At 63.5% G+C, this 14,627-nt stretch carries 15 protein-coding genes; 7 read left to right on the top strand and 8 right to left on the bottom strand.

Annotation, left to right across the window (positions count from 1 at the left end; all coding sequences use genetic code 11):
• The first annotated feature begins 31 nt into the window (after positions 1 to 31).
• The gene (locus tag NKI37_RS03560) at positions 32 to 643 is read left to right on the top strand and encodes an MOSC domain-containing protein (protein ID WP_023697036.1); all 612 of its coding nucleotides are present in this window, start codon (positions 32 to 34) and stop codon (positions 641 to 643) included.
• Positions 644 to 702: 59 nt separating this feature from the next.
• Here the strand turns inward: NKI37_RS03560 and NKI37_RS03555 are convergent, their stop codons facing one another.
• Positions 703 to 1,545, bottom strand: a complete 843-nt coding sequence (locus NKI37_RS03555; protein ID WP_023697035.1) for an SDR family oxidoreductase — start codon at positions 1,543 to 1,545, stop codon at positions 703 to 705.
• A gap of 145 nt (positions 1,546 to 1,690) precedes the next feature.
• Complete coding sequence (locus tag NKI37_RS03550; RefSeq protein WP_023668243.1) at positions 1,691 to 2,653, bottom strand: D-amino acid aminotransferase; 963 nt, start codon at positions 2,651 to 2,653, stop codon at positions 1,691 to 1,693.
• 152 nt (positions 2,654 to 2,805) lie between these two features.
• On the opposite strand from NKI37_RS03550, the gene NKI37_RS03545 reads away from it, so the two are divergent.
• Positions 2,806 to 3,312 carry a hypothetical protein gene (locus tag NKI37_RS03545; protein WP_352790666.1) on the top strand — a complete coding sequence of 169 codons (507 nt, stop codon included), beginning with the start codon at positions 2,806 to 2,808 and terminating at the stop codon, positions 3,310 to 3,312.
• A gap of 6 nt (positions 3,313 to 3,318) precedes the next feature.
• On the opposite strand, the gene NKI37_RS03540 is transcribed toward NKI37_RS03545, so the two are convergent.
• Both NKI37_RS03540 and tsaA read right to left on the bottom strand, forming a co-directional pair.
• A complete protein-coding gene (locus NKI37_RS03540) occupies positions 3,319 to 3,633 on the bottom strand; it encodes a DUF2293 domain-containing protein (RefSeq protein WP_023668245.1) in 315 nt (104 codons plus the stop codon).
• Positions 3,630 to 4,136, bottom strand: coding sequence for a tRNA (N6-threonylcarbamoyladenosine(37)-N6)-methyltransferase TrmO (tsaA, locus tag NKI37_RS03535; RefSeq protein ID WP_352463551.1), 507 nt, complete (start codon positions 4,134 to 4,136; stop codon positions 3,630 to 3,632). Before tsaA ends, NKI37_RS03540 begins: the two co-directional genes overlap by 4 nt.
• A 167-nt stretch (positions 4,137 to 4,303) precedes the next feature.
• Here tsaA and NKI37_RS03530 point away from each other — a divergent pair, with 167 nt between their 5' ends.
• On the top strand, positions 4,304 to 5,326 hold the full coding sequence (locus NKI37_RS03530) for an ArsR/SmtB family transcription factor (RefSeq protein ID WP_352463550.1): 1,023 nt from the start codon (positions 4,304 to 4,306) through the stop codon (positions 5,324 to 5,326).
• On the top strand, positions 5,326 to 6,243 hold the full coding sequence (gene metF, locus NKI37_RS03525; RefSeq protein ID WP_352790663.1) for a methylenetetrahydrofolate reductase [NAD(P)H]: 918 nt from the start codon (positions 5,326 to 5,328) through the stop codon (positions 6,241 to 6,243). The genes NKI37_RS03530 and metF overlap by 1 nt, the downstream gene beginning before the upstream one ends.
• A 449-nt stretch (positions 6,244 to 6,692) precedes the next feature.
• Here the strand turns inward: metF and NKI37_RS03520 are convergent, their stop codons facing one another.
• Complete coding sequence (locus NKI37_RS03520; RefSeq protein ID WP_352790661.1) at positions 6,693 to 7,610, bottom strand: DMT family transporter; 918 nt, start codon at positions 7,608 to 7,610, stop codon at positions 6,693 to 6,695.
• Positions 7,611 to 7,821: 211 nt separating this feature from the next.
• Here NKI37_RS03520 and NKI37_RS03515 point away from each other — a divergent pair, with 211 nt between their 5' ends.
• Positions 7,822 to 9,042 (top strand): alanine racemase, encoded by a 1,221-nt coding sequence (locus NKI37_RS03515; protein ID WP_023668250.1) that lies wholly within the window; start codon positions 7,822 to 7,824, stop codon positions 9,040 to 9,042.
• Here NKI37_RS03515 and NKI37_RS03510 read toward each other — a convergent pair.
• Positions 9,039 to 9,770 carry an SDR family oxidoreductase gene (locus NKI37_RS03510; RefSeq protein WP_023668251.1) on the bottom strand — a complete coding sequence of 244 codons (732 nt, stop codon included), beginning with the start codon at positions 9,768 to 9,770 and terminating at the stop codon, positions 9,039 to 9,041. The genes NKI37_RS03515 and NKI37_RS03510 overlap by 4 nt on opposite strands.
• Before the next feature lie 131 nt (positions 9,771 to 9,901).
• Between NKI37_RS03510 and NKI37_RS03505 the strand changes: the two genes are divergently transcribed.
• Entirely contained in the window at positions 9,902 to 10,801 is a 900-nt protein-coding gene (locus NKI37_RS03505) for a LysR family transcriptional regulator (RefSeq protein WP_352790660.1), read from the top strand.
• 25 nt (positions 10,802 to 10,826) lie between these two features.
• On the opposite strand, the gene NKI37_RS03500 is transcribed toward NKI37_RS03505, so the two are convergent.
• Together NKI37_RS03500 and NKI37_RS03495 are read right to left on the bottom strand one after the other, a co-directional pair.
• Positions 10,827 to 12,056 (bottom strand): lytic murein transglycosylase, encoded by a 1,230-nt coding sequence (locus NKI37_RS03500; RefSeq protein ID WP_352790658.1) that lies wholly within the window; start codon positions 12,054 to 12,056, stop codon positions 10,827 to 10,829.
• A 32-nt stretch (positions 12,057 to 12,088) separates the two neighbouring features.
• The gene (locus NKI37_RS03495; RefSeq protein WP_502896396.1) at positions 12,089 to 12,886 is read right to left on the bottom strand and encodes a glycoside hydrolase family 25 protein; all 798 of its coding nucleotides are present in this window, start codon (positions 12,884 to 12,886) and stop codon (positions 12,089 to 12,091) included.
• Positions 12,887 to 13,169: 283 nt separating this feature from the next.
• On the opposite strand from NKI37_RS03495, the gene NKI37_RS03490 reads away from it, so the two are divergent.
• Positions 13,170 to 14,549, top strand: a complete 1,380-nt coding sequence (locus NKI37_RS03490) for a serine hydrolase domain-containing protein (protein ID WP_352446332.1) — start codon at positions 13,170 to 13,172, stop codon at positions 14,547 to 14,549.
• Positions 14,550 to 14,627: the final 78 nt, after the last annotated feature.

Genomic DNA, 14,627 nt, shown 5'->3' with positions numbered 1-14,627 from the left:
CGCTAATGCGATCTTGCACAAGGAGTAAGCCATGCTGGATCTTTTCCCTGAGGCTCCGATCGAGATCATTTCAGCGCGAAAACTCGTAGCCAGGGTGACGGCGCTCTACGCCGCACCGTCGAATCACTTTCAGACGCGCCCAGTGGAAGCATTGCAGCTCGGTTTCGAAGGCATCGACGGCGACTTCCACGCCGGCGCCACCCGTCGTTCGGGCGGTCGCGAACCCTGGTATCCGCGCGGCACCGAAATCCGCAACGAGCGGCAGATATCAATCGTAGCAGCGGATGAACTCGCCGTCGTTGCCGAGCGGATGGGGCTGGCCGAGATCAAGCCGGAATGGATCGGCGCCAATCTGTTGATCGAAGGCGTGCCGCATCTCTCGATGCTGCCGTCAGGCACGCTGCTGTTCTTTAGAAGTGGCGTGACGATCAAGGTCGATGCGCAGAACGGGCCTTGCCGGCTTGCTGGACGTTCGATCGCCGAAAACGCCGAGATGGCCGATCGGGAGGCCGGCGCGCTGGCCTTCCCGAAGGCGGCGAAACGGCTGCGCGGCCTCGTTGCTTGGGTCGAGAAACCGGGTCGTATGACAACAGGGGAAGAGATCTCGGTGCGCGTGCCCGAGCAGTGGATTTATCGATCCTAGTACCGGGCTAGGGCACGGGCTGCGCCGCCGGGGCGACGCAGCCGGATTTCAAGACGCGCTCAGGCCGCCTTGCGGTTCTTCTTGGCGCCCTGCGCCTCGACGGAAACGTGGTCCCACTTTTCCCACAGCGCGATGCGGTTGGCGTATTCCTGCTTGATCATCGGTAGGCCGCCATCGCCGAAGAAGACGCGCAGCGGCGGCTCGGCCGCGTCGACGATTTCAAGCATCGCCGGTCCGGTGGCCTTGGGGTCGCCGGCGACCGAGTTGGCGCGGCGTTCCGCCATCTTGGCACGGGCCGGCGCGTAAGCCTCGATCGCTTTGGAGACCTTGGCCGAAGCGCCGGACCAATCGGTGGAGAAGCCGCCCGGCTCGACAAGCGTCACATGGATGCCGAATTCGGCGACCTCGATGCTGAGCGACTGGCTGAAGGCTTCGAGCGCCCATTTCGAGGCATGGTAAAGGCCGAGCGAGGCAAAGGCGTTGACGCCGCCGATCGACGAGATCTGGATGATATGGCCGGAGCCCTGCGCCCGCATGATCGGCAAAGCCGCCTGGGTGACCCAGAGCGCGCCGAACACATTGGTCTCGATCTGGTCGCGGGCTTCCTGTTCGCTGACTTCCTCGATGGCGCCGAAATGGCCATAGCCGGCATTGTTGATGACGACGTCGAGCCGGCCAAAGCGCTTGTGCGCCTCGGCGATGGCCGCATCGACAGCCTTCTTGTCGGTGACGTCGAGCTTGATCGCGGCGACATTATCGCCGTATTTCGCGACGAGATCGGCGAGCGTGCCGGCATCGCGCGCGGTTGCGGCGACACGGTCGCCGCGAGCGAGTGCGGCCTCGGCCCAGACTCGGCCAAAGCCTTTCGACGATCCGGTGATGAACCAAACCTTGCTTGTCATGACGTGGAATCCTTGCCCATGCGGGCCGTGAACTGGGAAGCGGAGGCTTCTCCGCTTCCGCGATATACGGTGCGTCGAGCGATTTTCCAGAGGCGAGGGGGAATCTTTTTGGTCACGTCATCGTGTGGAGCAGGACCTTCGCCGGTCAGGGATAGCGCACCGGGCTCGACCAGGCCGGGTCGTCATGCTTTTGCCAGTAGAGCGCCATCAAGCGCTTTGTGATCCCGCCTATCTTGCCGTCGGCGACAGCAGCGCCGTCGATCACTGTCACCGGCATGATGCCGCCGGCGGTGGAAGTGATGAAGACTTCGTCGGCAGCCTTCAGCGCGGCAACGCTGACGTCGACGGCCGTGGTGGGAAGCGCTGCCTCGGCGCAGAGGTCGAAGACGGTGCGCCTGGTGATGCCGGGCAGCACGCCGGCGGCTGGCGTCGACAGCCTGCCGTCCTTGACGCAGAACACGTTGAAGCCGGGGCCTTCGGCGACATTGCCGTTGAAGTCGAGAATCAATGCGGTTTCGGCCCCACGGTCATAAGCGTCGTAGAGGCCGCGCACGAGGTCGAGCCAGTGGTAGTTCTTGATCGCCGGATCGATCGAGACCGGCGGAATGCGCACCTTGTCGCTAATGGCGACATGCAGGCCGCGCCGCAACTGCTCGGCATTGGCGACCGAGCCGAAGGGAACTGCGAAGGCCATGAAGCGGTTGACCGCCTGGCGCGGATCGCGGCTGAAGGTCGGCGAGGCGCCGCGTGTGCACAGCATTTCGACATAGGCGGCGCGATGGCCCGACAGCGCCACGCAATTGTGCAGAATCTCGGCCACACCATCGCGGTCGGACGGGATCGTCATGCGCAGTTTTTGCAAGCCGGCGAAGAAGCGGTCGAGATGCAGGTCGAGTCGGAAGAAGCTCCCGTCCCAGACATGCACGGTGTCGTAGGTGGCGTCGGAATGCAGAAAGCCCCAATCCAGCACCGAGATCTTGGCTTGCGACATCGGCAGATACTGACCATCGAGAAAGGCGATGCCGTCGGGATAGGAATGCGGATCGATATGGCGATCCGACAAAGCCGGCAATGGCACAATGCTACCGGCTGCTGCGCTTCGGTTCATGGCGATTGGTCCCTTCGGCTTGATGCGGCAGATTCAAGCTAGTGGTCCCCTGCAGGCGGCATAGGGCCACCCAACCATCGCTGTTTGTCCTAGGTAGCACATTCGATATGCCCTATGGTCCGGCTTGAAAATATCCGGCCGGGAGGGGCAAAATGGGCAGATCTTTTCGGACCATCAGCTTTGCAATTTTCCTCGTCTTCGTCACTGGCCATGCCTTCGCGCAATGCGCTCGCGAGGGCGAGGCGCTGTGCCAGAACGGCCAGACCTATCGTTGCGAGAAGACGGGCAGCGAGCTGACGCCGATCTTTCAGAACGTGCCTTGCGTGGTCAACGCGGCGGGGCTCAACGGCGTCTGGACCGGCAGCGGTCATCAAAGTCCGGCCGGTGCTGCCGGCGCCGATTGGGCGATCGCAATGACAATCGGCGATGGCGCCGCGTCGATCGACTATTCGTCGCTCGGCTGCGGCGGATCGTTGACCCAGATTTCTCGCGACGACAGTTCGGCGGAATACCGGGAAAGCATCAGCTACGGCCAGGACAAGTGCATCGACGGTGGCGGCATCACCGTCCGGTTCTTCAAAGGGAACCTGTCCTGGACCTGGGTTGGGCAGGCGGACGGCCAGCCCTACAATGCGGTTGCCGTATTGAAGCGACGGTAGCTGAAGTTATTCCTCTTCGTCCTCTGCATCGAGCAGGCGCGTGGCGCGCCAACGGGTCAGCACCATGTTTGTTTGCTCGATGACGAAGAACCGCGCCGAGTCGCGGTCATAGCCCTCGGCCAGCAGCTTTTCATAGTCGGTATGGCCGTGCCTGATATGGGCGATCGTCGCCAGCCAGACCGCGATGCCCGGCGGCAGCGTCTTCATGTGCACGGCGCCGGCCTCGGTGCGGATTTTCTCCATATCGGCATAGGGCGCCAGGGGCAGCAGTGCGGTCAGCGCCTTGGCGATGGCGCGGCGGCGGCCGGTGGGCGCGCTCATTTTTCGTCACGCCCGGCAATGGTCGCCTCGGGAAAGGCGTCGGTCGAGGCGAAATAGGGCTTGATGTCGATCACCGGGGTGCCGTCGAGCACATCGATGGCGTCGATGGCGATGCGGCCGTGGTCGATGTCGACGGCGATCAGCCTGGCGATATGCAGCCCGACTGGGTTCGGCCGGGCAGGGGAGCGCAGCGAGAAAACGCCTTTCGGCTCAGCCGCATGGCGGGGTCTCTGGACAATCAGTGCCCGCGGCGCGTGATGCAGCCAGGACAGGATGACGATGTGGCTGGCCCGCTCCAGCGCAAGCAGGCCGTCGCGATAGGCAGGGTCGATGAGAACCGTGGTCGCCTGTCCGGCCTCGCGCGCCGCGCGCATGTTCTTTGGGCAGGTTTGCCTGGATGTCCATGGCGAGGCGATGCGGCCGATGAACACGATATGGCCATCCGCCGGCATGTCAGCCGGGTCAGTCTGCAGGAGCTTTTCGCCGTCGCGCTTCTCGAACATGGCTTTCGCCCTAGCACAAGTTTCCAGCCGATCGTCAGGGAAAAGCGGTTCTCTCAGGCGGGGATCATGTGTGCGGCATTTTCTTGTCAGGAAGCGACATAGGCCTTGCCATGTCGTCAAAGCTGACATAAACATATGTTTATATCTTTTTCAACGAGAACGCGCCGATGCATGTTTCGCTCGATACGATGGTTGATACGTTGAAGGCTGCGGCCGAATCGAGCCGGCTCCGCATCCTGGCGCTGCTGTCGCGCGGCGATCTCACCGTGTCCGACCTCACCGAGATCCTCAGCCAGTCGCAACCGCGGGTGTCGCGGCATTTGAAGCTGCTGCTGGAGGCCGGGTTGATCGGCCGCTACCAGGAGGGCTCCTGGGCCTTCTTCCGGCTGTCGGATACGGATTCCGCGCGCGACTTCGTGCTGCGGCTGGTCTCCGGCATTCATGGCGCCGATCCGCAGGTCGAGCGCGATCTCGAGCGGTTGGCATCGGTCAAGCGCAAGCGGCAGGACCGTGCCGCCGAGTATTTCTCCGAGAACGCCGCCAGCTGGGATCACATCCGCTCGCTGCATGTGCCGGACCGCGCCGTGGAAGCCGCACTCCTCAAGCTGGTCGGCAAGCGGCCATTCCAGTCGATGCTAGACCTCGGCACCGGTACCGGGCGGCTGCTGGAGATATTTTCGCCGCTCTACCGGCGCGGCGTCGGCATCGACATGTCGCGCGAAATGCTGACGGTGGCGCGGGCCAATCTCGACAAGGCAGGCATCGCCAATGCGCAGGTCCGCCAAGGCGACATTTTCGCGCCGCCGGTCGAGCGCGACGCCTTCGACCTCGTCACCATCCATCAGGTGCTGCACTATCTGGACGATCCGGCACGCGCCATTCGCGAGGCGGCGCGGCTGCTGCGCCCGGCGGGCCGGCTGGTGATCGTCGACTTCGCGCCGCATGCGCTGGAGTTCCTGCGCGACCAGCACGCGCATGTCAGGCTGGGCTTTTCCGACCGGCAGATCTCCGAATGGTTTGCCGAGGCCGGGCTCGATCTCGAGGATGCCCAGGAATTCGAGCCGCGCGGCGGCAACGAAGCCAGGCTGACCGTCAAGCTGTGGCTCGGCCGGGACCGCCGCATGCTGATGGCCGAGCCTTCCAATGATACCCAACCCACCAAAGCGTACCCTATGGGGGAAATCGCCTGATGAACCAGTTCCGCTTTTCCCGCCGTCCCGACATCGGCGACAAGGTCCGCGTCTCCTTCGAGTTCTTCCCGCCGAAGACCGATGAGATGGAAGCCAGGCTCTGGGACACCGTCACCAGGCTGGAGCCGCTGAGGCCGAGATTCGTCTCGGTGACCTATGGCGCCGGCGGTTCGACGCGTGAGCGCACGGCCCGCACGGTCAAGCGCATCCTGAACGAGACGACGCTGACGCCGGCGGCGCACATGACCTGCGTCGACGCTGCCCGCCATGAGGTCGACGCCGTCGTCCGCGAATTCGCCGATATGGGCGTGAAGCGCTTCGTCGCCTTGCGTGGCGATCCGGCGGCCGGCGTCGGCACCGCCTACCGGCCGCATCCCGATGGCTATGCCAATGGCGCCGAACTTGTCGGAGCGCTGAAGGACGCCGGCGATTTCGACATCTCGGTCTCGGCCTATCCCGAAAAGCATCCGGAAAGTCCGGACTTTGCCACCGACTTCGACATGCTGGAGCGCAAGGCCGACAATGGCGCGACGCGGGCGATCACCCAGTTCTTCTTCGACAACGATCTCTACGAGCGTTATGTCGAGAAGGCGCGCCGTGCCGGCATCTACATCCCGATCGTGCCTGGCATCCTGCCGGTGCACAATTTCACCCAGGTCGCCAATTTCTCGGCGCGCTGCGGCGCGCTGGTGCCGGCATGGCTGGCCGAGCGTTTCGAAGGGCTGCACAACGATCCGCAGACGCATGCGCTCGTGGCGTCTGCCGTGGCGGCCGAGCAGGTGCTCGATCTCGTCGAGCGCGGCGTCAGCGACTTCCATTTCTACACCATGAACCGGGCCGACCTGGTGTTTGCCATCTGCCATATGATCGGCATCCGCTCCCACGAAACAGAGGCAGCTGGATCCGCCGCCGCCTGAGCTTCATCGTGGTATGAAATCTGAAATGCAAAAGGCCGGGCGAAACACCCGGCCTTTCGAATTTGTGGGCTATTGCTGCTGTTCTTCCGCTCCGGCGGTTACGGAAGAACACCTATGATAAGGGCGCCAATGAAGGCAAATGCAGCACAGATCATCAATGCGTTGATTGGCCTCGTAAGTCCCATGTCATAGTCTCCTCTTCAAGAGCTATGGGTGGAGTCTAGGGGCATTTGTGCCACAGGCAAGCGGAAAATATGCTGCAATGCGACGCGATTGTGGAATTTGCGACCTGCCACCTGCCGTTAAGCGTTGAAACTCTTCGGCAAAAGCCGCTGGCAGCCTGTGAATAAATTGTGACGCGGCCGTGGCGAAACCGAGGCATGGCAGCGCTACCAGACCTAAAGCGCGTCGTTGTCCCAAAACCGCTGCGCACTTTTGGTCGACAGGCATTAGCGCCGACCAAACAACCGCCCGTCGATCGTCAACAGGCCAAGCGCGATCAGTGCCATGCCGCAGAACTCAAACAGAGCGAGCCGCTCGCCGAGGAACAGGAGGCCGAGCAGGATGGCGCTGGCCGGGACGATGAGCGTGACCAGCGAGGCGTTGGTGGCGCCGGCCGAGGCGGCGACGTTGAAATAGAGGATGTAGGCGAAGGCGGTGGAGAGCAGCGCCAGCGCCAGCACCGCCGTCCAGACCGGCGGCGAGGCCGAGAACAGGCCGGCCGGGCCATAGGTGAGCAGCACCACCGGGATCATGATGATGGTCGACGCCGTCAATTGTCCGGTGGCGATGACCGGCGAGGGCACGCCCTTGAAGCGGCGGGCAATCATCAGCGCGACGGCGTATGACAGCGAGGCGCCGATCAGCGCGAATTTCGCCCAGACCGGGCCGCCGAGCCCGGCCAGCAGGCCGGGGCCGATCATGACAGCGGTGCCGGCGATGCCGAGCCCGATGCCGGCAAGCTTGTTCCAGGAGAGCTTTTCGTCCGCTGTCAGCGCGTTGGCGAGGATCAGCGTCCAGAACGGCGTCGTCGCATTGAGCACCGAGGCGACGCCGGCGCCAAGCGCGGTCTGGCCGGCAAAGATCAGCGAGAACGGGACGACATTGTTGGCGAGCGCCAAAAGGAAAAACAGGCCGGCATGCGGGAAGGCGAGGCGGAAGGACGGACCGCGAATGCCGAGATAGAGCTGCAGTGCAATGGCCGCAATGGCAACGCGAAACAGCACCAGCACCAGCGGGTGCATTTCGGCAACGGCGATGCGGGCAAAGAAGAACGAGCCGCCCCAGATGGCGCCGAGCAGCAGAAGCTGTCCCCAGTCCCTCAGCGTCATCGGTCCGCGCTGCACGGCTGTCGTGGCTATTGCCATCGTGAACGTCCTTCCCCGCGGCATCAATGCCAGCCACTCAGGCAGAAGGCATATCGGGTCCGGCGACAAGAGCCACCCGAAACCTGATTGCTGGCAACAGTGCTGCCAGGAGGATGCGCCGCTGGGTCAGTGCCCGCCAGACACAGAATTGTTTTCTTTGGCCGCTAGCTTGGATTAATTGTGCGCAGCCGAGAAGTCAGGGGATTCGTCCATGCAGCGATTCGAGAATGCCCGCGAGGCGGCGCTGGCGCTTCGGCCGGACGATCCGGTCTACTGCTTTCGCCCGCAGGTGCTGAAGGCGGATGCCAAACAGTTCATGGGCATGTTTCCCGGCAAGACCGCCTACGCAGTCAAGACCAATGGCGAGCAGATCGTGCTCAAGGCGCTGGTCGAAGCCGGCGTCACCGCCTTCGATGTGGCCTCGCCCGGCGAGTTCGCCGCCGTGCGCGCCGTCTCACCCGACGCCGAGATGCTCTACATGCATCCGGTCAAGGCGCAGTCGGACATCAAGCTTGCGCTGGAAAAATACGCCATCCGGGTCATTTCGCTCGACCATGAGGACGAGATCACCAAGCTGACGCGGGTGGTGCGGGCGCTTGACATCGATCCGGGCTCCATCAGCGTGTTCGTGCGAATCCAGACCAAGGGTTCGGCGGCCTATGAACTGTCGAAGAAATTCGGCGCCGGGCCGGCCTATGCGGTGGAACTCGCCGAGCGGCTCAACCGCACCGGCTACAAGGTCGGCCTGTGCTTCCATGTCGGCAGCCAGATCGAGGATCCCGACACCTATGAACGGGCGCTGGCCTCCGCCGATTGGGTGCGCAACCGGCTGACCTTCGACATTGCGGGCCTCGATGTCGGCGGCGGCTTTCCCGCCGAGTACGGCCATGACCCCAATCGCAAGCAGATCGAGATGCCGTCGCTCGGCCAGATCATGTCGCGGCTGTCGGGCGACCTGAGGGAATACCAGTTCGACCAGATCCCGTTGGTGGCCGAGCCCGGCCGGGTGATCGTGGCGCGCTGCCTGTCGCTGATCGTGCGGGTGCTGCTGCGCAAGGGCAAGCGGCTCTACATCAATGACGGCATCTGGGCGTCGCTGTCGGATTCTTGGACCGGCAAGATCACACTGCCGGCCCGCTTCATCCCCGATCCGGCGATCCGCTCGCGCAATGGCGAGGAGAAGAACATCGTGCCGTTCAAGGTCTGCGGCGCGACCTGCGATTCCGTCGACATCCTGTCGCGGCCGTTCTGGCTGCCGGAAACCGTCGACACCGGCGACTGGATCGAGATCGGCCATATCGGCGCCTATTCGCTGTCGCTAAGAACCCGCTTCAACGGCTTTTATCCCGATACCTTCGTCGAGGTGACGACACCCTTCGATGAAGGCGATGCGCCGCAGGGATTCGCCAGCCTAGAGACGATGGCGGACTAAGCGACCCCGCCACCGGCCTGGATATTCTCGCCGGTCAGCCAGCGGGCCTCGTCGCTGGCCAGGAAGACCGCGACATCGGCAACGTCGCGGGGCGCGCCGATCCTGCCAAATGGAGACATGCCGGCCGCCACGGCGCGATCGCGCTCGGGAAGCAGGTCCGTGTCGGTGAAGCCAGGCGACAGCGCATTCACGGTGATGCCGCGCGGTCCGAGTTCACGCGAGAGCACACGGACGAATTGTTCGACGGCGCCCTTGCTGCCGAGATAGAGCGCCGTTTGCGTGAAGAACATCTTGGTGCCGCCGGTGGAGACCGCGATGATGCGGCCGCCGTTTCGCACACGGCGCGCTGCTTCCTGAAGCACGAAGAACGTGCCCTTGGCATTGGTGCCGAAGACATGGTCGAAATCGGCTTCGGTTGCCTCGGTCAGAGGCTTGATGACGGCGACGCCGACATTGGCAACCACGATGTCGATCGCGCCGAACTCACTCTCAGCCTCGTCAAACAGGCGATGAATATCCGAGACGCTTGATATGTCGGCCTGGACGGCCATCGCCTTTCCTCCCTTGCCGGCGATGGCGGCCACGACCTCGTCAGCGGCTTCGTGGTTGCCGACATAGTTGACGACGACGGCAGCGCCCTTGGAGGCGAGGCCTTCGGCGATGGCTCGCCCAATGCCGCGCGAACTGCCGGTGACGAGTGCGGTTTTGCCTTGCAAGGACTTGGGCATGATACGTTTCCTTCAATCATTCAGGCCCGTGCCGGTTTCATCCGACGGGTCTGCTAGTCGAGAAATAGGGCCATGCAACTGATCAGATAATGGCCTATTATCTGACTAGCTTGTTAATCTAGGGATACACAATGCGCGGTTCTGAATTCGCCGAGCTCAAGGCATTTGCCGCAATCGTGGAAGAGCGTAGTTTCGTCCGCGCCGCCGCCCGGCTGCGTGTTTCCCCGCCGGCGCTCAGCCAGTCGATCCGGCAACTGGAGGCTCGCATCGGCGTCAGGTTGCTGAATCGCACGACGCGTAGTGTTTCACCCACTGGTGCCGGCGAGACGCTGTTTGCGCGCCTTGCCGTTGCGTTCGAAGAGCTAGAGGGCGCCGTAGCGGACATTCATGCCGCGCGTGATCGACCGGCGGGTTCGCTACGAATAAACGTGCCGCGTGTTGCCGCGGTGCGGTTCATCGGCCCGATCCTTGGCGACTTCCAACGCGCCTATCCTGATATCGCGCTGACCGTCATCGTCGACGATACGCTGACCGACATTGTTCGAGGACGGTTCGATGCCGGAATCAGGCTTGGCGAGCGGCTGGAGAAGGACATGGTGGCAGTGAAACTGAGCGGGGATTTGCAGATGGCGGCGGTGGCCGCTCCCGTCTATCTCGAAAATCGGGCCATACCGCGCCATCCGCAGGAGTTGCATCAGCACAAATGCATAAAATTCCAATGGCCTGGTGGCGGCAACCTCTATCGATGGGAGTTCGCGCGCGGCAAACGGTCTCTGGAAATCGCCGTCGAGGGCAGCCTGACTGTCAACGACACCGAGCTGATGCTGAACGCGGCGCTGGGTGGAGCAGGCGTTGCCTACATGATCGACTATCAGGTCCAGTCCTGGATCGATGCGGGCAGGCTGATGAGATTTCTAGAGCCCTGGTCGCCCAGCTTTCCAGGCTTCTTCCTGTATCACCCGAGTTCGAGGCACGTCCCCCCGGCTTTGCGGGCATTTATCGACTTCGTCCGGGCAAGGAGTAGGGAATAAGGAACCCAGCTTGGGCAGATTCTACTCACAGTTTCCCCAAAAGCTCCGGCGTCGGCCAGCCGTCGACCGGCATGCCGAGCCGCATCTGTTCCTTGCGGATGGCTTCGCGGGTGTTGGTGCCCAGAATGCCGTCGACGGTGCCGACGTCATAGCCCCTGGCTTCGAGCTTGGTCTGCAATTCCTTCATCTGGTCGCCATTGAGCCCGGTTTCGGGATTGCGCGGGTCGAACTGCTTTGCCCCGGCCAGCCGGCTGGCGAAGTTGGCGGCGGTCAGCGCGTAGGTGAAGGACTGGTTCCATTCGAGATAGACGTCGAAATTGTCGTAGGCGAGGAAGGCCGGACCTTTGCGGCCCATCGGCAGCGCCAGGCCGGCCTTCAGGCCATTGTCGATCAGCGGCGTGCCATCGGGATTGGTGACGCCCCACGCGGCCCATTGAGACAGCGGCAGCTTGTTGGTGCGGCCGGTCTGCTCCCAGGGCATGTCCTCGGGCACGCGCACTTCCTCGATCCACGGCTGGTCGCGTTTCCAGCCGCGCGACAGCACCTTGTTGGCCGTGGTCATGATCACGTCGGGTACGCTGCGCCTGAGGTCGACGATGCCGTCGCCGTCGCCGTCGACGCCGCGCGCGAGATAGTCGGAAGGCAGGATCTGCGTCTGGCCGATCTCGCCGGCCCAGGCGCCGGTGACGTCGGCCGGAACGACGCCGCGATCGATCAGCGTCAACAGCGGCAGCAGTTGCGGCCGAAACAGCTGCGGGCGGCGGCAGTCATGCGACAGCGTCACCAAGGCGCTCAGCGTGTGGAAATCGCCCTGTACGGCGCCGAAATCGGTCTCCAGCCCCCAGAAGGCGGTGATGATCGGCGCCTGGACACCGAACTGCTGGTCGGCGCCCGCAAAGATTTCGGCGTATTTCTTCAGATTGGCCGCGCCCTGCTTCAGCCGGTAGGCCGAGATCATGCGGTTGGAGAACTGAATGAAGGTCTGGGCGAAGACGCCCTGGGCGCGGTCACGCGCGAGCACCTTGTCGTCGATGGTGGCGGCCTCCAGCGCGTCAAGGCCGACAGCGCCGACACCGGCTGCCTTGGCTTCCGCCGCCACGCCTTGCTTCCAGGTTTCGAAGTCGCCGCCGCATTCCTGCGCCGCCGCCGGCATCGCCGTAGCGCCGAGCAGCAGGGCCGCGAGCAGCCCGGAGCGCAGGCGGCTCTTCGACTGTTTCCGGCGTGGATATCCCAGTGGCTGCAGGTAGGTGCGCATGGGACGTCGAAAAGCAGGCGGTAGAGCCGGTGTCAACGGGTGTTCTGCCGCAGCCACTTTTTCCAGGCTGCCTCAGTGCCGTTGAAGACGTTGATATCGGACTTGCCGGTCATGCCGGGCACGATACCGGTTCCGGTGTATTGCCAGAAGGTGAAAGGGTGGCTGCCGTACCTCTGGCGGGGGTGGCCGGCCACCGAGCGCAGCCAGTAGGGATAGCCGCGGAAGGTCGCAAGGTCGTTATCGTCGAAGAAGTCGACCGAGGTGTAGATGATCGGCTTCTTGCCATAGTGCCGCTCGATCATCTCGAGAAAGGTGGTCATTTCGGCCCGCACCGTCGCTGAATCCGGGCGCAGCCGGCAGGTCGGCGATTGCGGGTTCCACTCCATGTCGAGCACCGGCGGCATGGCCGAGCGGTCGACGGGCACGTTCTGGATGAACCAGCGCGCCTGGGTGGCGGCAGGCGTGCAGAAATAGAAGAAATGGTAGGCCGCGCGCGGAATGCCATTGGCCTTGGTGCGCGACCAATGCTCGTTGAAATACTCGTCGAAACGGTCGCCGCCCTCGGTCGCCTTGATGAAGGCGAAGGAGATGCCGCTGGCCTTGGCCGTCGGCCAGTCGACCGAGGTCTGGTATTTGGAGACGTCGGTGCCGTGAACGGCATAGTTCCAAGGCGCGCCGCTATCCCATTCATGCGGCTTGGAGTCTTCGAAACGCGGTGCGCGCACGGCAACCGTCGGGCTGCTGGATGGCGACATCGAGGGCACGAGATCGCCGGCGATCGAGCAGGCGGCCAGCAGCGTCAACGTGATGAGGGCCGCGAAACGGCGCATCGCATTTCCCGAGCCGGAATCAGCCGGTCGCTGTTGGGTTGTCGTTGCAGGTGCCCCTCAGGCGATCGCCCCACAGCATCGCCTGATACGCTATTTTCGTGCATGTCGTTGTTCCAAAACCGCTGCGCACTTTTGGGCGACATGCACCAGTGATCGCCGATCATGGTTGATAACAGGTTGACGGCGCTCGACAAGAACACCGATTTTGCGGAAGCAATGGCGGCAAATCGATGACATAAATCGGGCCGCAAGCCACGGGCAGCGGAAAAGCAGGGACGGAAAGATGCGGATCGCCGTGAAGATCATCAAATGGCTGCTCGGCCTGGTCGTGTTGGCCATAGCCGCCCTGTTTACCTGGCTCTACGTCGCGCCGCCCGAACTGATCCGCGTCGGTTCCGGCTATTCCGCCAAGATTGTCTGCTCGAATGTTTTTATCGCCGGCCGTGATCCCAATGAGGTGCTTGCCATCGACGTGCAGGCGCCCGGCCATCCGCTTCTCAGGCTGATGAAGGTGTCGGTCGACAAGAACAGGGGGACCGTCTCGGCCGGGCTGCTTGGCTTCCTCGGCAAGAGCGTTGCTGTTGCGCGCGCCGGCCTGGGTTGCGCCTCGGTTCCTGATGGCGACGTCGGCAAGGCACGGCGCACGTCAATCCCTGCCGAGGCGTCGGCGGCCACCAAGGGCGATCTGTGGCCCGAGGGAGATCGAGTCGATGCCTCGCAAAATCCCGAAATCAACAAGATCCTCGACGGTGCGGCGATGACCGGCATCGGCATGCGCGCCGTGGTGGTGGTCAAAAATGGCCGCATTGTTGCGGAGCGTTATGGCGACGGCTTTTCGGCGAAAACGCCGCTGCTGGGCTGGTCGATGACCAAGACAGTCAACGCCGCGCTCGTCGGCACGCTGGTCAAGGACGGCAAGATGGCGGTGACCAATCAGGGCCTGTTCGGCTCATGGAAGGCGGACGGCCGCGCCGCCATCAGCCTTGCCGATATGATGGCGATGTCGAGCGGACTCGAGTTCAACGAGGATTATGGCGACGTTGCCGATGTGACGCGCATGCTCTACCTCGAACCGGATATGGCGGGCTTCGCCGAGGCCAAGCCGCTGACCGGCGACGTCGGCAAGGTCTTTTCCTATTCGAGCGGCACGGCGGTGATGCTGTCGCGGCTGTGGCAGGATGCTATCGGCGACAAGGACAAGGCGCTGATGTGGCCAAGGGCAGCGCTGTTCGGGCCGCTCGGCATGCAAAGCGCGGTGCTCGAAACCGACGAGGAGGGTACCTTTGTCGGCTCATCCTACCTCTATGCCACGGGGCATGACTGGGCGCGGTTCGGCCAATTCCTGCTGCAGGGCGGCGTCTGGAACGGCAACCAGATCCTGCCGGCCGGTTTCGTCGACTGGATGTGCGAACCGGCACCGGCCTCGAAAGTCTACGGCAAGGGGCAACTTTGGATCGAAGCCCCGGGGGACGAAGGAAATCCCGGCGCCGGCGTCGCCGCCGGCCTGCCCAACGATACCTACTGGATGGAGGGCCATGACGGCCAGACGGTCGCCATCATCCGGTCGGAGCGACTGGTGGTGGTGCGGCTGGGGTTGACGCCGGCCAAGCTCGGCTACCGGCCGCAGGTGATGGTCGGCGCGCTGATGAAGGCACTGCGCTAGCTCCCTTTACCCTCCCCTTGATGGGGAGGGTCGGCGCGTAGCGCCGGGGCAGGGTGCCTGGCACTTCACCCCCACCCG

The sequence above is a fragment of the Mesorhizobium sp. M0626 genome, from assembly GCF_040320665.1.
Taxonomy (GTDB): domain Bacteria; phylum Pseudomonadota; class Alphaproteobacteria; order Rhizobiales; family Rhizobiaceae; genus Mesorhizobium.
The sequence above is the reverse complement of the archived record's forward strand: the minus strand, read 5'-3'. Positions and strand labels throughout refer to the sequence as shown.